The following is a 20608-nucleotide window of genomic DNA, read 5'->3' on the forward strand; positions in this document are numbered from 1 at the left end:
AGGCCTTACCTCACATGCTGATACAAAACCACTGATCCCCATATCCACCGATCCCCTGATCCACTAATCCCCGCCTCCCTTACCCTCCCCCTCGAGGGGGGAGGATCAAGGTGGGGGTGAAAATCAGTGCCGGAAATGCCGGAAGCCGGTAAAGACCATGGCGATGTTGTTCTCATTGCACGCCGTTATCGACTCCTCGTCTTTCTTTGAACCACCGGGCTGGATGACCGCGGTCACGCCCGCTTTCACGGCCGCGTCAATGCCATCCCGGAACGGGAAGAACGCGTCCGAAGCCATGACAATCCCTTCCTGCTTGCCGCCGGCGTGCTTTGCCGCCAGTTCCACAGCGCCGACCCGTGATGTCTGTCCGCCGCCGATCCCGACGGTCCTGCCTTTGATCGCGAAAACGATCCCGTTCGACCGCACCCACTTGACGACCTTCCATGCGAACTCCAACGCTTCGGCTTCGTATTGACTGGGCGCGCGTTTGGTCGCGACCTTCCAGTCGGTAAAATCCTGCCGATCATTATCCTGCACCAGGATGCCGCCGAACACTGATTTGAAGACAACCGACTGGATCAGGCGGGGATGTGCCTGCACGATCCTTAAGTTCTTTTTTGTTTTGAGTATTTCCAGGGCCTTGGGCTCGTAACCGGGCGCGATGACCACTTCATAAAATATTTTGGCGATAGCTTCGGCGGTATTGACATCAACATTGCGGTTCATGCCGACGATCCCGCCGAACGCGGATACCGAATCGGCCATGTACGCCCGTTCGTACGCTTCACCCAGATCGGCGCCGATCGCCACTCCGCAAGGTGTCTGGTGCTTGATGATCGCGCACGCAGTATCCGAATAATCATGGGCGCAGGCGAACGCGATCTCCGCATCCAGGATGTTATTGTACGATATTTCCTTGCCCCCGTGGATCGCGAAATCCTCCTGCAAAAGACGGTTGAGATAAAATGCGGCTTTCTGATGCGGGTTCTCGCCGTAACGCATGGGGATGAACAGTTCGGCGCCGCTCGAGAAAAACTCTCGCTTACCCGATGCCTTGTTGAAATAGTCCGATATCACCGCATCATACCAGGCGATATAATCAAAAACTTTTCGGGCCAGGTTCAAGCGGTACTCTTCATCATACTTATTGTTTTTCAGTGCATCGATCAGGCTGTCATACTGCGACGGGTCGAAGACGACGCCGACATTTTTGTAATTTTTCGCTGCCGCGCGGATCATGGTCGGACCGCCGATGTCGACGAATTCGATCATTTCATCAAGGGTCTTGTCCTTCTGGGCAAAGAACGGATAAAGATTGCAGACGACCAGACTGATCTCCCCGGTCTCGAGTATCTCCTTGGCAACCCGCTGGCTCAAGGTCTTCACCCGCTCGCTTTCGGTGCCGCCCGTGTAATCGCCGATCTTTACGGCTTCGATCCCGTTATCCTGGAGCAATTTTTGGGTGCCGCCGGTGGCGATCAATTCAAAACCAAGTTTCTTCAATTCCCCGGCAAATTCCACGATCTTTTCTTTATTGGCAACGGATATTATCGCTTTTTTGTTCATAAAGATGTTTCCTCCTTATCTCCTATCCACCCATCCCCATATCCACATATCCCCATCTTATATTTATCACGCTCCATATTTCTGCAATTTCAAGGCATTCGCCAGCAGCAACGGCATGACATCCAGGGCATTCATAGTACCGAGATTTCCCTGGCTGCAATTTTTCTCGGTCAGGGTCATATTGTCCGGGATCACGTACGGCGAATGCAGCACCAGTGGATTGGGATGCCATGAATGCGAGTGCAGAACTGTCGGTGTTGAATGATCGGCGGTCACGCACAGCACATCGGGTTTCAGACCGGTGATCCCGGGTACGACGGCGTCAAACGCCTCAATCGCCCTGATCTTAGCCGCGGCATCCCCGTCTTCTCCGGCTTTGTCCGTTGCTTTGTAGTGCACATAAAAAAAATCATACTTCGTGTAATTGCTTTTCAATACCGTGATCTGATCGGCCAGCGTATCACCCACCGGCAGGACGTCCATTCCGGCGATCATCGCCAGCCCCTTGTACATCGGGTAGTTCGCGACCGCCGCGGTGCGTAGACCGTACTTAACGTTCATGGATGGCGGGCTTGGAAAACGTGCGTATCCTCTCAAAAGAATTGAATTTGCTTTCTGTTCATCCTTGAGCACGACCTGGACTTTTTTTATAAAGGAATTGATGATATCGGCGCTGGGCTTGGCTGAAGGCGAAAGGGCTTGAGCAAATACGGGTGGTTTGTTGTCCTTTTGAGGATCGGCATCGGTAAGCTCTTCAGACAAGTTACCTTCCTTGAAGACCACAACAAAACGGTGCTCTTTAGCCGGTTTTATGATGACTTCGATCCCCTGGATTTCCTTGACCGCATCCTGCAGTTTAGCGCAGAGCCTTGCGCATTCATCAGTGGAGATCCGGCCGGCCCGGCGGTCAATGATTACGTTGTTTTGCATCGTGGCAAAATTCGCCCGGATCGCCAGATCACCGTCTTTGATCTGCATGCCGATCCCCAAAGCTTCCAGTACGCCTCTGCCGATTTTATTTTTCAACGGATCATACCCGAAAAGCGCAAGGTGCGCCGGTCCTGAACCAGGCGTGATCCCGGCACCGATCGGAACGGTCAGTCCCAGGGCGCTGCACTGCGCGAGCTTGTCCAGGTTTGGCTTGCGGGCAAGTTCCAGAGCGGTCTTGTCGGGATGCGGCAGGTCACCCAGGCCGTCCATGACGATCAGGATGATCCGGCTGTCATTTTTACTTATAAGTTCGGGTAAAATATCCTGCATTTGGCTCCTTTGGCATTGATCAATGATCTCAAACGACAGGCTAATATTACACTAAAACACGCTAAAGTCAATCCTATTAAGGATAGATAGTTGGCGGTTGTTAAACATGACAGCCAACATATATGCTAATATCGTTACCAGTAGTAGACGAGAATGGTCCCAACCTTGTCAACTAGTTTCTAATTTCGAGGGCTGACCCCATATTCCATACTCCCCTTACTTACTAAACACCTTACGTACATCACTACGCTTTAAAAAAACTATCCCGTATACGCAAAACAATATCCATAATCCATTGAGAACAATTACATAAACCAGATATTGCATTGCTGAAACAACATCAATCCTATGAGTAATAATACGCATTGTGTATAAACTAGCAATAGCAGCCAAACCACAAATACAACTCATTATATAAAGTATGCGCCCCCATTCTTTGCGTAACGTGAGACCAATGCTACCAAATCTTGGTTTTCAATCATTGACGTCTTCGGCTTAATAGATATACTAATCTACAATGCATGTTTTTATCAGCGACGCGCATATCCGCAAGGACGACAGCCCAAGGGGTGAGAAGCTCATCCGGTTTTTGACCGAAATGAGGCCAAAACTGACATCCCTTTATATCCTGGGCGACCTGTTCGAATTCTGGTTCGAGTACAACGTCGTTATTCCCAAGGATTATTTCCGGACGCTGGCGACCCTGTACAACCTGATCCAGGACGGCATCCCTGTCCATTACGTGTTGGGCAATCATGAGGTTATGATCGGTGATTTTTTGAAATATTTCGGATTCATCGTGCACAATGACACGGCCGTGCTCACCATCCACAATAAGAAGGTCTTCCTCGCCCATGGCCATAATATCGATAAGCGGCTGTGGACGTCCATCTGGCAGCAGTTCCTCACATCGAAACTGAACCACGAGCTCTACCGCATGCTCCATCCGGATATCGGCGTATTCATTGCCCAGGCTATCGCCTACCTCTCCCGCAAGCAAAAACGCAATACTAATATTGCCAGCGGATTGGAACATTACGGACTCAAAAAACTCAATGAAGCCGGCTCCGGGTTGGATGTCGTCATACTCGCCCACTCTCACATCCCGGAAATAAAAAAATATGTAAACGGGAAATATTACATCAATACCGGCGACTGGATCGACCATTTTTCGTACGCGGTCATGACCGGCGACGACATATCGCTGCGCTACTACAAGTGACCGCTTCCCCCGACCGCGTTCTTGGCGATCATGATCTTGTCCCGGCCGGTCTCCTTCGCCACGTAAAGCGCCTGGTCGGCTTTTTCAATGAGGTCCATGCGGGTCTTCGCGTGCCGCGGGCAGTGCGCGATCCCGACTGAAACGGTGATCTTTATTTTAATTTGATTGTATCTTATATCCGCCTTGATCAAGTGGTCTTTAAGCTTCACCGCAGTCTTGATACCTTTATCCAAATTGACGCCAGGCAGGATCAGGGCGAACTCCTCGCCTCCATATCGTGCGGCAATGCCGGTCTGAGACACTAAGTGGCCAAGAAATTTCAAGACTTCATCTCCGGCTTGATGACCATAGGTATCGTTGACCATCTTGAAATGGTCGATATCGAACATGATCAATACGAGTTCCCGGTGTTTCTCAAGTTCCTTTTCAAGCGCTTCCTGAAAATGGCGGTGATTATACAAGCCAGTCAGCCCGTCACGGATGGATTGCTCTTTAACCCGCTCGTGAAGGATCGCCCTCTGCCAGGCCAGGGTTAATTGCGAAGCCAGCATGTTCAAGGCCTTGAGATCGTCTTCATTGAACCTTTTTCGACGATGATCTTCAAGCCAGATAACACCGAGGAGTTCATCGCTCTCTTTATTCGTCGCTCCGGCGAAGATGGGGACCCCGACAAAAGAACCGGTATTGCTTTTCTGACCTTTTTTTAGCACGACAAAATCGCCATCGCCGAGGTCTTCTTTCAAGATATAATTTTTATGCCGGCCGATCAAACCCACCAGACCGTCGTCAAAAGAAAACCTGGTGTTCTCCTTGACGCGCGTTGACTCCAACACGACCCCCTCTTCGTTCAGTTCGTCCATGGATGCGATCGACATATCATCGCATTTCAGAACATCTTTGAACGCCTTTACCGTATCAGCCAGGATCTCCTTCAATTCAAGCCCCCGCTGCAATTCCTTCACCAGCGTGGCGATCGATTTCAAATAGGTCGCTTCGTAGCGCTCCTTTTCATAAAGCCGGAGCATGGCGAGCAAGAATCCGGTCCCCAGAGCGGCTTCATCGAACCGCATCTTTTCCTCTTCCGTGAACTCCCCATCCTTGCGGTCAATGACAAGCACGCCCTCGATGCGATCCATGATCATGATCGGTGCGATGATCGCGGACGATATTTTCAATTCACCTTTATAGTAACCTAGTTCTTCGGGATTTTGGGTGAATTCCCTGATCAATACCGATTTCTGCTCGGCAATGATCTGCCGGTACAGACCGGACCTGAGATCGACCACGGCCTGCGGCTGGAATAATTCCGATCTTGAAAATCCCTGGATCAGGGCCAGGTTGTTGTTGTGATACGCGAAGATCGCGGTCGAATACGCGTGAAATGATGAGTGGATGAATTTTATGAAGTAAAGCAGGGGACGCTCGATGCCCGGGTGGCGGTCAATATCCTTCATCGAAGTGATGATCGATTTCACCTCGAAATCGGCCGGGCCGAAAAACTGGTCCCTGGTCTCGTACTTTATGAGCGCGCGCCGGATCATGAACTCTCGGTCCAACCATTTTTTGCCGATGACACCGGCGATGACCGCACCGGTCGCCAGCAGCACCACGGGCAATGTGACGAAAGAATGCCGGAAGATCGATGCCAGCACCTCGATCCCCGTGATCCCTGATGCCACGATCCAGTAATCGCGGTACGTGTCTTTATATGCGACGACCGGCACGATAAGCAGGTATAGCGGGAATATCGCCGAACCCAGTCCGCCCGTGACCTGCACGCAGGCATTTGTCAGCATGCCCAGCAGCATGCTGTCGTGTAGTTTTACTTTCCTCTTAGCAGCATAAAGTAGAGCGCAAATCGCGCAAAAGACCGCAAGGACATACACAAATTTACCATCCAGCGCCGGTCCAAGGCGCGGGGTCAGGGACTGGACGATCCCGGTCGCACCAAGAACCGTGTACACAAAGGAAATAATAAAAAAGATCGTTATTCCCATTCGATCGTTGCCGGAGGCTTTGAGGTGATATCCAACACCACCCGGTTGATGCCCTTTACCTCGTTGGTGATGCGGCGGGAGACCGCGGCCAGAAATTCCCTGGGCAGACGCACCCAGTCGGCGGTCATGCCGTCCTCGCTTTCTACGGCCCGGATCGCGATGACCGAATCATATGTGCGCTGGTCGCCCATGACGCCCACGCTGCCCAGCGGTAAAAGTACGGTAAATATCTGCCATATCGCGTGATAGTGTTTTAACTTCGCGGCTTCTTCGAGCAGTATCCGGTCGGCCTGCCTTAATATCTCCAGGCGCTGGGGCGTGACCGGGCCGACAATGCGGACCGCCAGACCAGGACCGGGGAACGGCTTGCGCTCGATGAACGATTTGGGGATCCCCAATTTTTTGCCGAGCTTTCTCACTTCATCTTTGAAGAGCATACGCAGTGGTTCGATGACCTTCAGCCTCATGCGGCTGGGAAGGCCGCCGACATTATGATGGGTCTTGATGGTATCGGACGGACCGATCCCCATCCCTGATTCTATAACATCGGGATACAGGGTGCCCTGGACCAGATACTTTATGCCCTGGATCTTGTCCGCTTCCCGCTCGAAGACCCTGATGAATTCCCGCCCGATGATCTTTCTTTTCCGTTCCGGGTTCTTGACGTTGGCCAGTTTCTTTATGAACTGCTGCCGGGCGTCCACGATCCGCACGCGGACGAAACGTGAAATGATATTCTTCACTTCACCTTTTTCGTTGTGCCGGAGCAATCCGTTGTCCACGAACACGCCGATGAGGTTCTTGCCGACCGCCCGGGCGGTCAGGGTCGCGGCTACGGTCGAATCCACGCCGCCGCTGATCGCGCATAATATTTTCCCGTCGCCGGCCTGGATCTTGATCTCCTGCACAGTGTCATGGATGAATTTTGACATGGTCCAGTTCTTGCGGGCATGGCAGATCAGGGTAAGAAAATTCTCGATCATCTTTTTCCCGCCCTCGGTATGTTTCACTTCGGGATGGAACTGGATGCCGTAAAAGTTGCCGCGCTGGAAACCGGCGACCGGTGTCGTTTCGGTCCGGGCGATGATCCTTGAACGTTCCGGTGCTTTCATTACAGTATCCCCGTGGCTCATCCAGACTCGTATCGATCCCGGCAGACCGTAAAACAAGGGACTGGCGTGTGTTCTGATAATGGCCGGTCCGTATTCCCGCGTACTGCTTCGTTTAACCCGTCCACCGTAGATCTGCGCGGCGAGCTGCATGCCGTAACAGATGCCCAGCACCGGGACGCCGAGACAAAAAAGCGATCGGTACCGTCGGTGATCAACGCGGTATACGCTGGCTGGCCCCCCGGAAAGGACGATGCCCTCGGGTTTCAGGCGGCTGATGGTTTCTGCATCGGTGTGGCAGCTGAATATCTCGGAGTATACGCGGCACTCGCGGACCCGGCGCGCGATCAGCTGCGTGTACTGTGAACCAAAATCAATGATCGCTATCATCCAAGACGCTTGAGCGCGGCTGATGCCAGGTTGGCGAGCATCTTGTCTTTGGCCTGGCTGAGTTCCTCAAGACAGAGCTTGGCCATGGGTCCGCCGATCCGGATGATTGTAGACACGCCCAGTTCGCGCAGTGACTGCGCGGTCGTATCATTCCGCGCCTCGAGCGCCTGCAGCATGTCGGTGATGGGAGTTATTGCCTCGGGCAGTTTCTTTTCGCTGACGATCTTCAACAATTCCAGATGGATACTATCGCCTTTTCCATTGAACAAAGACAACAGCTCAACGATTTTTTCCCTGGGCATATCTTTTTTCATACTACGGAGGACCTCAGCCCTAACCTCCTGCGAGACATCGTTCATGCATTTTTCCAGCCCTTCTTCGTAGTTCAATTTACTATAGGTCCTAACCAATTCGAGCCTGACCCGGTCGTCCGGATCATCAGCCAGGTGTATGAGTTTCGGCGCCACGTCCTGGTCGCCAATGTCAGCCAGCATCGCAATGATATTGCGTCTTAAAAACCATTCTGAAGCATCCAGATTATTCAGCAGGATTGTGGTTGCCTCCGAGCCGATGTTTTTGATGATATCAACCAGCTTCATCCTGAGAGAATAATCCTCGGCTTCTTTAAGCGTCATGAGCGCCTCAAGAACCGCATCTTTACCGAATTTGATAATTGCCGCACGCACGTCGGGATATATGCCGACTTCCCACAGGAAGGTAAATAATACAGGCAACGCTGTGTGGTGGCCGGTATCGCTTAAAAATTTAATACCCGCTTTTTTAAAATGCACCGATATGCCGGGCCGACCCATCATCTTGCCATAGGGTTCAATAAGCAGCTGGCACAGTTTATCCTGGTTTCTCTCGCGGCATGCCTGGTATAAATCCTGGATCGAATCCATGACGTGTATAACAATCTCCTCGACCGCTTCCTGTGCGATCGCGGCGCAGATGCGGTTCGCGATATCTTCGGCCAGCGAGTCGTTCCCCTGCTTGACAAAACGTGTGGCCAGGGTTAACAGCGACCGCAACGCTTCTTCCCTGACTTTGGCGTTGGGCGTGTCCAGCATCGCGTAGTAGGGCCGGATCGAAATCTCCAGGTCTTCGCGCGAAACATTCGACGTGATTTTTTCGCTGAGCAGCAGACCGACCTTGGCAAGGTACTCATAAATATCCGGGACCAGCGGCTTGAGTTCCGGCAGCATTGTCGAAAGTTTATCTTCGCCCATCGCGCTGATTATCGGACCGATATCACTCTGCTTTTGCCCCTCAACCTTGGAAACCACCAGCTGCTTGATGGTCTCTTCGTCAACATTGGCCAATACTTTTAGAACGAATGATTTAAGCTCGGCGTTTTTGAGAATGTCAAGGCGCTGCTCCTTGGGTAGGCCCATGATGATCTTGGCTACAGCCTCGCTATAAGGCTGAAGGTTCTGGTCCGACATCCCCTCGGTGCTGGCAGTCAGGGAAATGAGTTGTTCCTGGAACGTCAGCGTGGAGATGCCTTTTTCCACGAGGTCCTTGAGGCCGCGAATCGAATCGATGATATCTTTTTCCATGTACTGCCTGGTCACGGCCTGCGCTTCCTGGGCGTTCTGCACCGCGCTGCCGCCCTGGATGCCGAATTTGACGGCGTTGATCCTGATACGCTCGGTCCCTTTGCAACTCAGCATGGTCGCGGCATCCCCGTATTCCTTGATCTTGAGTTTGCCGCTCGTCATGACTTCATACAGGTTCTTCAAATCGCCATTGTTCACGCTGGGCGCGAAGGTCAGGCTGTTAATATCACTTTTTCTCAGTGCCTCCAGCAGCGACACCACGGCGATGTTTTTCGAAAGATCGATACGCTCATCCTGGAAGATCAGCGTCTGCTCCAGGAAGTAAAGGGAAAACCCGGGATATTTGTTATACAGCTTGTTAAGCACGGCAAGTGTGCTGCTTACAACTTTTTCCATAACCGGATGTTCAGGGGGATATGATTTGGCGGATTTATATCCGACCGCAATTTCTTTCAAAAAATCAAGGATTAACGACTGCTCCATGCGTAATATTAATTATATTTTCAGTGTTGTCAATGACACGTAATTCTTGAAAAAATATTTACCCGAAAGCGCCCTGTTAGACGCTTGATTCGGCTTCGTTTTTGTGTATAATGATCCTGGTAAATGATTAGTGTAAGACCGCTTAAATCAAAAGGAGCCATGCATGCTGAAAGACCTTATTCTTAGCAAAAAAGCGAGCGTCGGGATAATCGGCCTGGGCTATGTCGGACTGCCGCTCGCCATAGAGATATTAAAAAAAGGCTTTTCCGTGATCGGCGTGGATATCGACAAAACACGAGTCGCGCGGATAAATCAGGGCCGTTCGTTCATCGACGATGTTGAATCACGCGCGCTTAAAAGTTTTGTCCAGACAAAAAAATTGCGCGCGACCACAGATTATAACCAGCTACGCAAATGCGATATCATCATCATCTGTGTTCCCACACCGGTCAATGCCAACAAGGAACCGGACATGGAACCGGTTATTGCCAGCGCCCGCGGCATCCAGAAGATACTGAGGAAACAGCAGCTGGTGATATTAAAAAGCACGACGTATCCGGAGACCACTGAAAAACTGGTCCTCCCTATCCTCAGCACGACCGGTTTGAAGGTTGGCACTGATTTCTACCTTGCCTTTTGCCCGGAGCGTATTGACCCCGGCAACAAGAGGTTCGGCGTGGCGAACACGCCGACCGTGATCGGCGGGGTCACGCGCAAATGCACTGACATGGCTTGTCTTTTTTACCAGCAGTTCATCCGCCTTGTGCATCCTGTTTCCTCGGCGCGGACCGCGGAAATGACCAAAATCCTCGAGAACACGTTCCGCAACGTCAATATCGCCCTGGTCAACGAATTCGCGCAACTCTGCGAGCGGATGGGCGGGATCGACATATGGGAGGTCATTGACGCCGCCAAGACTAAGCCTTTCGGCTACATGCCTTTCTACCCGGGACCAGGAGTGGGCGGGCACTGCATACCGATCGACCCTTATTACCTATCGTGGAAGGCAAGGGAGTATGATTTTCACACGGTCTTCATTGAATTATCGGCGCGGATAAACGAAGAAATGCCGTTTTTCGTGGTCAATAAGGCGATCGACGCGATCAGCCGCTCGGGCGGCTGCCCGGCAAAGGCGCGCGTCTTGATCCTCGGTATGGCTTTTAAAAAAGATATTTCGGACCTCAGGGATTCGCCGGCGATCCGCGTTTTCGAGATCATCAAACCCAGGGTCAAAAACGTACGGTACAACGATCCCTTCGTGCCCAGTTTTCACTCGGGCGACGGTAAAGCGGTCAGATCGGTCAGACTGACGCCGCAGGAATTAAGAAAAGCCGATGCGATCCTGATCCTGACCGACCACTCGGCATATGATTACCGGTTTGTCGTAAAGCACGCGCGGCTCGTCATTGACACGCGCAATGCTGTAAAATTCAAGTCAGCCAAGGTCAAAAAACTGGGCAGCGGTCTGTAAGTCTAACCGGATCATTGACAATAGCTTTCTTTTTTATTATAATTCATCTGCGACATGTTTATTGAAATATACGCCACGTTTATCAAAACTGCAAGGAGGATAAATGGCTAAAATAACGATCAGCGTCATTAAAGCTGATGTCGGAGGATATGTCGGTCATTCCAGCATGCATCCCAGTTTAATGGCTCGCGCCATCCAGTCGCTCGATGGGCATAAGAAGAAGGGCACGGTCGTGGACTTCCATGTCAGTCATTGCGGCGATGACCTGGAACTGATCCTGACCCACCGCCTGGGCAATGACAACAGCGATATCCACAAGTTGACCTGGGACATCTTTGTTGAATGCACCAACGTCGCCAAGGAACTCAAGCTTTACGGCGCCGGCCAGGACCTGCTGGCGGACGCCTTCTCCGGTAATGTCAAGGGGATGGGTCCGGGCTGCGCGGAGATGACCTTTGAAGAACGCAAGAGCGAACCGGTCATAATTTTCGCCGCGGACAAGACATCGCCGGGCGCCTGGAATATGCCCCTGTACAAGATGTTCGCCGATCCGTTCAACAGCATCGGACTGATCATCGACCCGAGCATGCATGACGGCTTTGTCTATGAAGTACTCGACATTTTTGCGAACAAGACCTGCAAGATGAATACACCCGAAGAAATGTATGACCTGCTCTGCCTGATCGGCGCTTCCGAGCATTACATCCTGAAGAATGTTTATAAAAAGAATGGCGAGATCGGGGCCACGACCTCGACCCAGCGCGTCAACCTGATGGCTGGCCGTTATGTCGGCAAGGACGATCCGGTCATGATCGTCCGCAGCCAAAGCGGCCTGCCCGCGGTCGGCGAAGTGCTCGAACCATTCGCGTTCCCTTATATGGTAACCGGCTGGATGCGCGGCTCCCACTGGGGCCCGTTCATGCCGGTATCAGTCGCCCAGGCGAACCCCACCCGGTTCGACGGTCCACCCCGCGTGATCGCTCTCGGTTTTCAGATCTGTAACGGTACGCTGGTTGGTCCCCGGGACATGTTCGATGACCCCAGCTATGACCATGTGCGGCAGAAGGCGAACGAGGTTGCCGATTATATCAGACGCCACGGGCCGTTCGAACCCCAACGCCTGCCGCTTGCGGACATGGAATACACAACCCTGCCGCAGGTGCTGAACAAACTGAAAGAACGGTTTAAATAGATGGACAATGGGTTAGGGTTGGGATGCTTGAGATATGATATTTCCAGCTTCTCAACCCTTGCCCGATTACAAACGATGACGGCAGCTTGTACCTCATAATGAAAAAATATATATTTCTGATTACGTTCTCGATCACGGTTTCTATCTGTACAGCCCAGATCCTGGGTCCGGGTACCACTGCCTATACGTTCTTAAAACTAGGCGTCGGCGTCAGGCCGGTCGCCATGGGCAACGCCTTTACCGCGATCAGCGACGATGGCAACGCCGTGTTCTGGAACCCGGCCGGATTGGGTCTCATCCAGAGCTACTACGTCTCGGGCATGGCCATGAACCATCTGACTTACTGGAATTATTATAACCTTACTTCGGCGATCATGCTGGGCAAAAAAGCCGGCGGGCTCGGCATCGGCCTGGCATATATTAGCGCTTATGATACCGAGTACGACGAATTCGGCGAGATGGGTAATGATTTCAGAAATTCGGATATGCTGCTCAACGTCGGTTACGGGAACGCCATCGGCCGGAAACGGCAGGTGGCATTCGGCGCCAGTGTCAAGATCCTGCGCAGCCAGCTATATCACTACAGCTCATACGGCTTGCTGGCGGACGGCGGGATCGTGCTTAACCCGGTGAAGTACATATATTTGGGTTCGGTCGTCAAGCATTTCGGCGCAAAAACCAATTACCTTGAGATGTGGGAATATGCGCCCGTGAACTTCCGACAGGGGATCGCTTTCAAGCTGCCGTTCCGCTTGAATCACTTCCTGGTGAGCATGGATTATTCATTATACCCCGATGTCAACCCGACTTTATCGGTCGGCGCCGAACTGCATATTCGGGAACCCAAGATCCTGCCCACGGCTACCAAGGCGGTATTTGGTCAGGACGCGAAAATTTCCGGATTTTCCTTGATGGCTGGCTATCAGTCGGGGTATCAGTCAATGGGCTGGTCGGGATTGTCGTTTGGTTTTTCGCTTGAGATAATGATGCTGGAGGCGCTGTATCTCGATATAGGAGGAGTATTTCTCTCATACGGGTATCTAGGCAATTCGGAACGGATCGGCATTGGATTAAATTACGCGCCCACCGCAAAGGGGTCCAAGAAGTAGAGTAGTTGCTTGCCGCATTCCAGATTAAAAAACCATCTGCGTACGAACCCAGCAGGCCGTTCATTTGCGCCGAGATATATTCGTGACCGTAATCCTCGGCAAAAAGGTCAAAGCCCTGAACGAACGGGATGACCTTGACCGATAACGGCACTTTGACGAACGCCTCTCTCACCGAATCATAATAGATCCAGTAATTCCGCCAGTATTCGCTGACCTCCTTTAAAAATTTTGGGTGGAAATGCGACGGATACAGCATCGGGTAGAATACATCGGCGTATTCGCTCAGCGTATATATGTACTGACCGATGCTGGTGATCTCGTACCAGACAGCATAGCCGTATATGCACATGCCGATCTCCACGCCGGGCGCCATCTTGCGGATCTTTTTCAGCAAGCTGATGATCGGCTTGGAGCGCGGTCCCTTGACATTGGCAAGCTGGATCGCCTTGATATTCCCGTCGGTGGGGAACCGAATGTAATCAAGCGCGATGGATCTTATGCCGTGCTGGTCGAGTTCCTTGATCACGCTTACCAGGTAGTCGTTCACGCTGTCAACATAGGGGTTGACCCATGAACTGCCGGTGTTGTCCTTCCAGATCCTGCCCCGTGAATTCATCATGCCGAACTTATGATACTTGGCAAGATAATTATCCCGGTAGCAGACCACGCGGGCGATCACCTTGATCCCATGCCGCTGCGCCCGCGCGACCAGGGAATCAAGGTCGATGTACTTTTTCACGGCTTTAATCTTCTTTGCCAGTTCCAGGTCCGTATCATAGCAAAGGTAGCCATAGTCGCTTTTGAGGTCGACCACGATCGCATTAATAAAGCCTGAATCCGCCCGGGCATAAACGCCCTCCATGTAATCGCGGCGGCACGCCTTCCAGGGATTTATGTAGATCCCCCGGATCAGGCTGTCGGGGTCGTTATAACCGCTAAGAACGCCTAAGAGGACACTCAGTACATACAGGGTCATGTTTCTTGCAGTAGGTTTTCCCCACCCGAACAAGCAGGGCGTGATATTCATTATAAAAACGGGAGACGGGCTTAAAACACCGGTTGAACAACGCCTGCATATTGTCATAAGTCATCGCTGCGTTCGCAATCCTGTGCCGCGATAGTATCCTCCTGGTGTAGGCATCGATCACAAAAACCGGCCGGTTGAGGGCATACAGGAGCATGGAATCGGCGGTTTCGGGTCCGATCCCCCAGACATTCAGAAGTTCTTTACGGATAACGCCGGTCGGCCTTCGCTTGAGCCGTCGTAAATCGCCGCGGTAACGGGAAAGAAAATATTTCAGGAAGGCAGTCAGCTTTTTCACTTTTTGCCTGTAAAAGCCGGATGGTTTGATCAGCGCCGGCAAGCGGCGCCTGTTCAAGTACATCCTTTCCGGATTCATCAAGCGTGCTTTCTTTAAGTTGGTGATAGCTTGTTCCACATTCCGCCAGTTCGTGTTCTGTGTCAGGACCGCGCCGACCATGACCTCGAAGCGACTTTCTGCGGGCCACCAGCGCTGCGGGCCGAAACGCTCATACAGCCGTGGATATGCGGTGCGCACGAAAATCCTTGCTGATGGTGAAAATCTTGACACTGGGTTGCGGATACCTGGTGTACCTAATACAACTGATAATCGCTTAGGTTGAAGTCGCCCTCGTCATCGATGAACCGTACGAGCCCGATCCCGGGCGCGTAATATTCCTCGACTGAACTCGTACTGGCGATCGTCGTGTCGGGCGCAATGATAGTTTCTCTGGTATTGATGATTATTTTGTAAATATTACCGTACAGGCTATTATCCTCGTACTCGGAAACCAATCCATCGATCCGGCACTTTCCCTGGATAAAAACGCCGCCGACATTCACCGAATCACTCATCGAATCCGCATAAATACTGCCCTGGACCATAGGCAGCTTGATCCTGGTCAGAAACGACCGCGCGACAATATAATCATCGCCCCCGAAATCATAGATCAGTTCCTTGTATTCGCGGACCGCCCGTTCATCCCTGACAATATAGTGCACTACGCCGGAATAACTCACCGGGTAACAATCCGTGTTCATCAGGGATGTCAGACTTTCAACTTCCACGTAAACCTGGTGCGGCTCATAGATGTTATCATCCGAATACCGCCACCAACTGCCGGTTTCAATGGGGAAATAGTCGCTGGCTGCGCGCTCAATGATCCGGTTATCGCAGGAAATAAAGACCGCTGCGACAATCGCCCACCAGAACAATAAATCCTTTCTTTGCGGTCTCTGCGCTTTATATTTCTGCGGTCTCCGCGTTTTAGAGTTCATATAAGATCCTTAGTTTAAACGTGAAAAACCCACCTTGGGCAGCGAGATCAGAGACGCCCTCATAGCAGAATTTTGGATATATATGCAGGGATTCGTAACGGAATTTTATCATTAAGCCCAAACCATAGCCCAGGGTATATCCACTTTCCGCCGCCTGATCGAGCTTACGCTGGCCGTAGTCAAATCCGGCATCCAGTACCGGTGAGATCCGCCAGTTATCTTTGTGCAGACCTAACCTTGCTCCATAACTGGTGAACGAATAACCGGGATTTTCCCCGGGGATAAAAGAACCCTGTAATGCCATGGATAAAGCGAGATCATGGGTCTGACCCGAAACTACCGCGTCGATCACCGAACCGGTTGCGAGATCATCGAACCCCAGGACCGGCGCTTGCATGCCGCCTTCGATGCCGATGGAAAGACTGAACATCAAGTACGTATACAACATGAGATATTGTACTAAATAATTTCTTTATGTCAAGTGACGACCGGATAAACGGTCACTCGAATTTCCGCACGAAGCTCATGCCCGGCAGCTGTTTGATCAGACCCTTGATCTCAAGTCTGAGCAGGACCCCAAGGAGCTGGGGCGTGGATATCCGCAGTTGATCCGACAATTCATCGAGGATAACGGGATCGCAGGATAATGCATCCCAGACGTTTTTTTCGTCCGGCGCCAGTTCTACTTCCCGTATTTCACGTTCCTGTCTGGTATATTTTATGCCCAGGGCTTCCATGACTTCATCGGCCGATGTCACGGGTGTGGCGCCGTCCTTTATCAGTCGGTTTGTGCCCTGAGAGGTTTTCGCATAGATATTACCCGGTATCGCGAAGACATCTTTGTTCTGGTCCAAAGCCCAGCTGACCGTGTTCATGACCCCGGACTTCTCCTTGGCCTCGATAGCCACGATCCCCTTTGACAGGCCGGATATGATCCGGTTGCGCTTGGGAAAGTTCTGCGCCAGCGGCGGGGTGCCGATGTTGAACTCTGAAATGACCGCGCCGTGCTTGATGATCTCCGCCATTAGATCCCTGTTCTCGGGCGGATAGACGGTGTCCAATCCGCAGCCCAGCACGGCAATGGTCCGTCCTTTGGCGCGGAGCGCGCCCCAGTGGGCCGCGGTATCGATTCCGCGCGCCATCCCGCTCACCACGCTCACGCCGGATCCGGCAAAGTCACGGGCGAAAGTTTCAGCGATGTTTTTGCCGTACACTGTGGCGCCGCGCGTGCCGATGATCGCGACCGCCACTGCATCATCGGGCAGGATATTTCCGCGAACGAAAAGCACGGGCGGGAAGTAATCGACCGCCTTCAGCCATTGCGGATAATCATCCGCGTAGTACGGGACCGCCCGGATATCGAGCTGTTCCAGCGTTTTGTATTTTTCCAAAATCTCGTTGTCCGTCTTGAGCGATGCTATGGACCGCGCGATCTCTTCGCCCACCACCTCGGCGCAGAGCGCGGGTGGAGACTGCAGGATACCCTGGGGTGTTTTAAACCGCTCCAGCAGGGCGAGCATCCTCGTTTCGTTAAGCCTGGCCATCGACATGAGGAGTACAAAATCCCGGCTTTCGTTTGGATCAGTCATTTATTTTTTCCGGGTACCGTGCATGATAGCGTTCCGAACCACGCGGTTGCAATGCCGGCATTTCCACGATCTCGCTTACGGTCTGGGCCAGACCGGGCTCGGCGCTTTGCAGTACATCCATGATCACGGCGCGGTCTGAGCCATCCTTTATACCCTCCGCGATCCGCCAGGCAGATCCCTGCGGATCTTTCAGCACGATCTTGACCAGCGCGATCCTTGCTTCCTTGGCCACGGTCGGGTTGTCATCTTTCAGAACAAGTTTCAGAATCGGCGGCAACGCCGCGGGATCGCCGATCTCACCAAGGCTCAAACAGGCCGCTGCCCGGGTGAACCAGTAACCCTTGGAGCACAACCGCATCAGGCGCGGCATGACTTTGGTGCCCAGCCTGGCAAGCTCATGGGCGCTCTTTTCCCTAAGGCACCAGGAACCGTTTTCCAGCACTTTGAGCAGGATCTTGGTCCGGTCGATCTCATTAAGGTCGTTAAGTTTGCTGAATACTCTTAGCTTTTTGCTCATTTCCGTATTCTTGAGCAGCTTGAGGATCGTTTCCTTGTCCGGCTTAAGCGTGATCTTCATCATGTACCATCGGCCTTGGGATCTTTTCCCGCTACGCCGGCATCAGATAGCCGATCAGCGTTTCCAGCCCCTGACGCTTCAGGGCGGAGATGAAACAGTTTTTTTCCTTGATCACAAAATCCGGCAATTTGTCCAGCAGGTCAATTTTGTTAAAAACCACCAGTCTTGGTTTTTCTACCAGGCGCTTGTCATAACGACGAAACTCATCCAGCAGGCCGCGGTACTGCGCCATTGGGTCGGGCGCCGAAACATCGATCAGGATGATCAGCTTTTTGGTGCGCTCGATGTGCCGGAGGAAGGTCAACCCCAATCCTTTGCCGGCATGCGCGCCTTCGATAATGCCGGGCATGTCCGCAAGGACAACGCTCTGCAGTCCCTGCTTTAAAACACCCAGGTTCGGCGTCAGGGTGGTGAATGGATAAGCCGCGATGCCGGGCTGCGCGTTGGTGATGGCTTTTAGGAGGGTTGATTTTCCCGCATTGGGAAAACCGACAATGCCAATGTCCGATATGATCTTGAGCTCGATCCGGTATTCGTGTTTCTCTCCTGGTTCGCCGGGTTCGGCAATACGCGGCGCCTTATTATACGATGAAGCGAAACTGCTGTTCCCGCGGCCGCCTTTACCGCCGCGCGCCACCAGTAACTGGTCGTGCTCGGTCAGGATCTCACCCGCGGCCTTCTCCCCCTCGTATACGACGATACCCAACGGTACCTTGATGCGGGCGTCGTCCCCGTTCCTTCCATGCATGCCCTTGCCCTTGCCGTGCAGGCCGCGGCCGGCCCGGTAATGCGGCCGCAGTTTAAAATCGTATAAGGTCTGGAGGGACCTGGTTCCAATTAGAAAGACCGAACCGCCGTTACCACCATGACCGCCGTCCGGACCGCCCCGCGGCACGAATTTCTCGCGGCGGAACGACACGCAGCCGTTCCCTCCGGCACCGCCCTCGACTATTATTTTGGCTTCGTCAACGAACTTCATTGGCAGATTATAACGAATATCAGGGTAGTGTCAAGAAATCGCAGTCAGCGTTGTTTATTTCTTTTTGCCTGGACATGGAAAATTCAACATTTTATGGCAGGGCGGAATATGGAGAAATCGTCAGATTGTCGTGGCTTACTTTTTTTTACCCAGCAGCGCAAACAGCAGCACCGCGGACATGAACGAAAGCGCGGCGCCGACGAGCAGCGCATGGCTGAACCCGACTTTCTGCCAGAGTAGACCCATGAGCAGGTTGGCGGGCAGCAGGGTGACGCCGATGATCGTGTGATACACGCCAAACATAGTACCCCGGACGCCAGCCGGGGTCAGCTCGGCAACGTACGCTTTCAGGTTGCCTTCGGTCAAACCATAGTACAATCCATATATAACGAATATTATCCAAACACCGGCAGCGTGCTTCGTATACGCGAGCGCGCTATAGCATAATGAAAAAACAAGAAAACCCAGGACGATGGTCTTGTTCCTGCCGATGCGGTCGGAAATGACACCGGCCGGGTACGACCACGCGAAATAGGAAATATTAAAGGCGAGCCAGAGCAGGGGGATATGGATCGCGCTGATGCCGATCTCCTTTGCTCGCAGCAGTAAAAAAGCATCGGATGAATTGCCCAGCGTAAAAAGCACAATAATGCAGAAAAATATCCGGAGCTGGCTGTTTACATCTTTTAGAGAAAACGAAAAAGCACGAGCTTGCGTTTCCGGGATCTTTTCCCTGACGCCGAAAATGATAATTAAAACCGCGATGATCCCCGGAACCAAAGCCAGGCCGAATAACAGCCGATAGTTCTGAGACGATAACGCCAGGATCAAAAACGCCAGGGTTGGACCGAGCGCAGCACCCAGCGTGTCCAATGCGCGGTGGAAGCCAAACGCCCTGCCCAGGTATTCTTTACTCGAGGAGTCGGCGATCAAAGCATCCCGTGGCGCTGTCCGTATTCCCTTGCCAAAGCGGTCGCCGAAACGGACGACCAGAACGTGCCATCCCTGGGTGGCGAACGCGAGCAGCGGTTTCACGATAGTGGACATGGTGTAGCCGACGAATATGAAGATCTTCCGCTTGCGGCACCGGTCTGATATATAACCGGAGAACGCTTTCAGCACGCTTGCCGTGGATTCGGCGATCGCTTCAATGAGCCCGATAAAGACCGGCTGAACCTTGAGGACTTCCTTTAAAAAAATCGGTATCACAGCATATGACATCTCGGTCGAGAGATCCGTAAAAAGGCTTACCAGCCCCAGACTCAGGATATTCCGGCCCAGCCAGGCAAAATGTTTCTGGGATCTAGAAGGCTGTTCCACGATCAAAAACTATGGAGTTATGTAGTAGTCTATTGTGTCGGTTGGACCGTTTAGGTCAATATACTGATATTGAGAGGTATAGCCCGGATTATCCGTGCTGTCGATCAATATCCAGACGATCTGACTGCCCTGCATGCTGCTGGTGGCGTAGCATACGCTATCCATTTCGAAGAATCCATGCAACGAATCCGAGCTGTGAGCCGTGATAGTTTCACGGACCCTCATAATATCAGTGTCTTCCGGATCAATATCGCCGATCTTCAGAGTTAGGTCGTTGATCCCGGAGCCATTGGACTCAAGTTTGGCGAACCCATACATGTGGGTCCAGTACAGTACTTCCTTCTCGGTGCAATTGGTATAGACGCAGACCGCGCAGATCAAAGCAATAAAGTATTTCATCGCTTAACCTCCTAAGGATTTCACATCCTCGGCATGCCGGACATACATCGTTCAGCTGCCGTAGTTTATTATAGTTACTGCTCTTGA

The 20608-nt window shown here is 52.3% G+C and carries 17 protein-coding genes and 1 pseudogene; 4 read left to right on the top strand and 14 right to left on the bottom strand.

Annotation, left to right across the window (positions count from 1 at the left end):
• Positions 1-123 precede the first annotated feature (123 nt).
• On the bottom strand, positions 124-1566 hold the full coding sequence (gene purH, locus VF399_02290) for a bifunctional phosphoribosylaminoimidazolecarboxamide formyltransferase/IMP cyclohydrolase (GenBank protein ID HEX7319170.1): 1443 nt from the start codon (positions 1564-1566) through the stop codon (positions 124-126).
• A 66-nt stretch (positions 1567-1632) separates the two neighbouring features.
• The gene (locus VF399_02295) at positions 1633-2826 is read right to left on the bottom strand and encodes a 2,3-bisphosphoglycerate-independent phosphoglycerate mutase (GenBank protein ID HEX7319171.1); all 1194 of its coding nucleotides are present in this window, start codon (positions 2824-2826) and stop codon (positions 1633-1635) included.
• A gap of 517 nt (positions 2827-3343) precedes the next feature.
• Here VF399_02295 and VF399_02300 point away from each other — a divergent pair.
• Positions 3344-4048, top strand: coding sequence for a UDP-2,3-diacylglucosamine diphosphatase (locus VF399_02300; GenBank protein ID HEX7319172.1), 705 nt, complete (start codon positions 3344-3346; stop codon positions 4046-4048).
• Here the strand turns inward: VF399_02300 and VF399_02305 are convergent.
• From VF399_02305 to VF399_02315, 3 genes are read right to left on the bottom strand one after another with little or no spacing between them, the layout of a single operon-like run.
• Positions 4039-6045, bottom strand: coding sequence for a diguanylate cyclase (locus VF399_02305; protein HEX7319173.1), 2007 nt, complete (start codon positions 6043-6045; stop codon positions 4039-4041). The two genes, VF399_02300 and VF399_02305, sit on opposite strands and share 10 nt — an antisense overlap.
• Entirely contained in the window at positions 6036-7544 is a 1509-nt protein-coding gene (gene guaA, locus VF399_02310; GenBank protein HEX7319174.1) for a glutamine-hydrolyzing GMP synthase, read from the bottom strand. Before guaA ends, VF399_02305 begins: the two co-directional genes overlap by 10 nt.
• Positions 7541-9499 (bottom strand): HEAT repeat domain-containing protein, encoded by a 1959-nt coding sequence (locus VF399_02315; GenBank protein HEX7319175.1) that lies wholly within the window; start codon positions 9497-9499, stop codon positions 7541-7543. Before VF399_02315 ends, guaA begins: the two co-directional genes overlap by 4 nt.
• Before the next feature lie 250 nt (positions 9500-9749).
• Between VF399_02315 and VF399_02320 the strand changes: the two genes are divergently transcribed.
• The 3 genes from VF399_02320 (at position 9750) to VF399_02330 (ending at position 13358) form a co-directional block, all read left to right on the top strand.
• The gene (locus VF399_02320; protein ID HEX7319176.1) at positions 9750-11057 is read left to right on the top strand and encodes a nucleotide sugar dehydrogenase; all 1308 of its coding nucleotides are present in this window, start codon (positions 9750-9752) and stop codon (positions 11055-11057) included.
• A gap of 103 nt (positions 11058-11160) precedes the next feature.
• Positions 11161-12249, top strand: a complete 1089-nt coding sequence (fbp, locus tag VF399_02325) for a fructose-1,6-bisphosphate aldolase/phosphatase (GenBank protein HEX7319177.1) — start codon at positions 11161-11163, stop codon at positions 12247-12249.
• A 98-nt stretch (positions 12250-12347) separates the two neighbouring features.
• On the top strand, positions 12348-13358 hold the full coding sequence (locus tag VF399_02330) for a PorV/PorQ family protein (GenBank protein ID HEX7319178.1): 1011 nt from the start codon (positions 12348-12350) through the stop codon (positions 13356-13358).
• A 13-nt stretch (positions 13359-13371) separates the two neighbouring features.
• Here the strand turns inward: VF399_02330 and VF399_02335 are convergent.
• The 9 genes and pseudogenes from VF399_02335 to VF399_02375 form a co-directional block, all read right to left on the bottom strand.
• A pseudogene (locus tag VF399_02335) lies at positions 13372-14385 on the bottom strand (putative glycoside hydrolase).
• Complete coding sequence (locus VF399_02340; GenBank protein HEX7319179.1) at positions 14294-14917, bottom strand: endonuclease III domain-containing protein; 624 nt, start codon at positions 14915-14917, stop codon at positions 14294-14296. The pseudogene VF399_02335 and the gene VF399_02340 overlap by 92 nt, the downstream one beginning before the upstream one ends.
• A gap of 56 nt (positions 14918-14973) precedes the next feature.
• Positions 14974-15657, bottom strand: a complete 684-nt coding sequence (locus VF399_02345; GenBank protein HEX7319180.1) for a hypothetical protein — start codon at positions 15655-15657, stop codon at positions 14974-14976.
• Positions 15647-16105 (bottom strand): hypothetical protein, encoded by a 459-nt coding sequence (locus VF399_02350; GenBank protein ID HEX7319181.1) that lies wholly within the window; start codon positions 16103-16105, stop codon positions 15647-15649. The genes VF399_02345 and VF399_02350 overlap by 11 nt, the downstream gene beginning before the upstream one ends.
• A gap of 52 nt (positions 16106-16157) precedes the next feature.
• Positions 16158-17246 carry a DNA-processing protein DprA gene (gene dprA / locus VF399_02355; protein HEX7319182.1) on the bottom strand — a complete coding sequence of 363 codons (1089 nt, stop codon included), beginning with the start codon at positions 17244-17246 and terminating at the stop codon, positions 16158-16160.
• The gene (locus VF399_02360; GenBank protein ID HEX7319183.1) at positions 17239-17826 is read right to left on the bottom strand and encodes a HEAT repeat domain-containing protein; all 588 of its coding nucleotides are present in this window, start codon (positions 17824-17826) and stop codon (positions 17239-17241) included. Before VF399_02360 ends, dprA begins: the two co-directional genes overlap by 8 nt.
• A gap of 28 nt (positions 17827-17854) precedes the next feature.
• The gene (obgE, locus tag VF399_02365; protein HEX7319184.1) at positions 17855-18802 is read right to left on the bottom strand and encodes a GTPase ObgE; all 948 of its coding nucleotides are present in this window, start codon (positions 18800-18802) and stop codon (positions 17855-17857) included.
• 135 nt (positions 18803-18937) lie between these two features.
• Positions 18938-20122, bottom strand: a complete 1185-nt coding sequence (locus VF399_02370) for an MFS transporter (protein ID HEX7319185.1) — start codon at positions 20120-20122, stop codon at positions 18938-18940.
• A 9-nt stretch (positions 20123-20131) separates the two neighbouring features.
• Positions 20132-20521: a hypothetical protein gene (locus tag VF399_02375; protein HEX7319186.1), complete on the bottom strand. Its 390-nt coding sequence runs from the start codon at positions 20519-20521 to the stop codon at positions 20132-20134.
• Between the last annotated feature and the right edge of the window lie 87 nt (positions 20522-20608).

This window comes from bacterium (assembly GCA_036382775.1).
GTDB lineage: Bacteria > Hydrothermota > Tepidihabitantia > SM23-42 > JAOAFX01 > DASVHD01.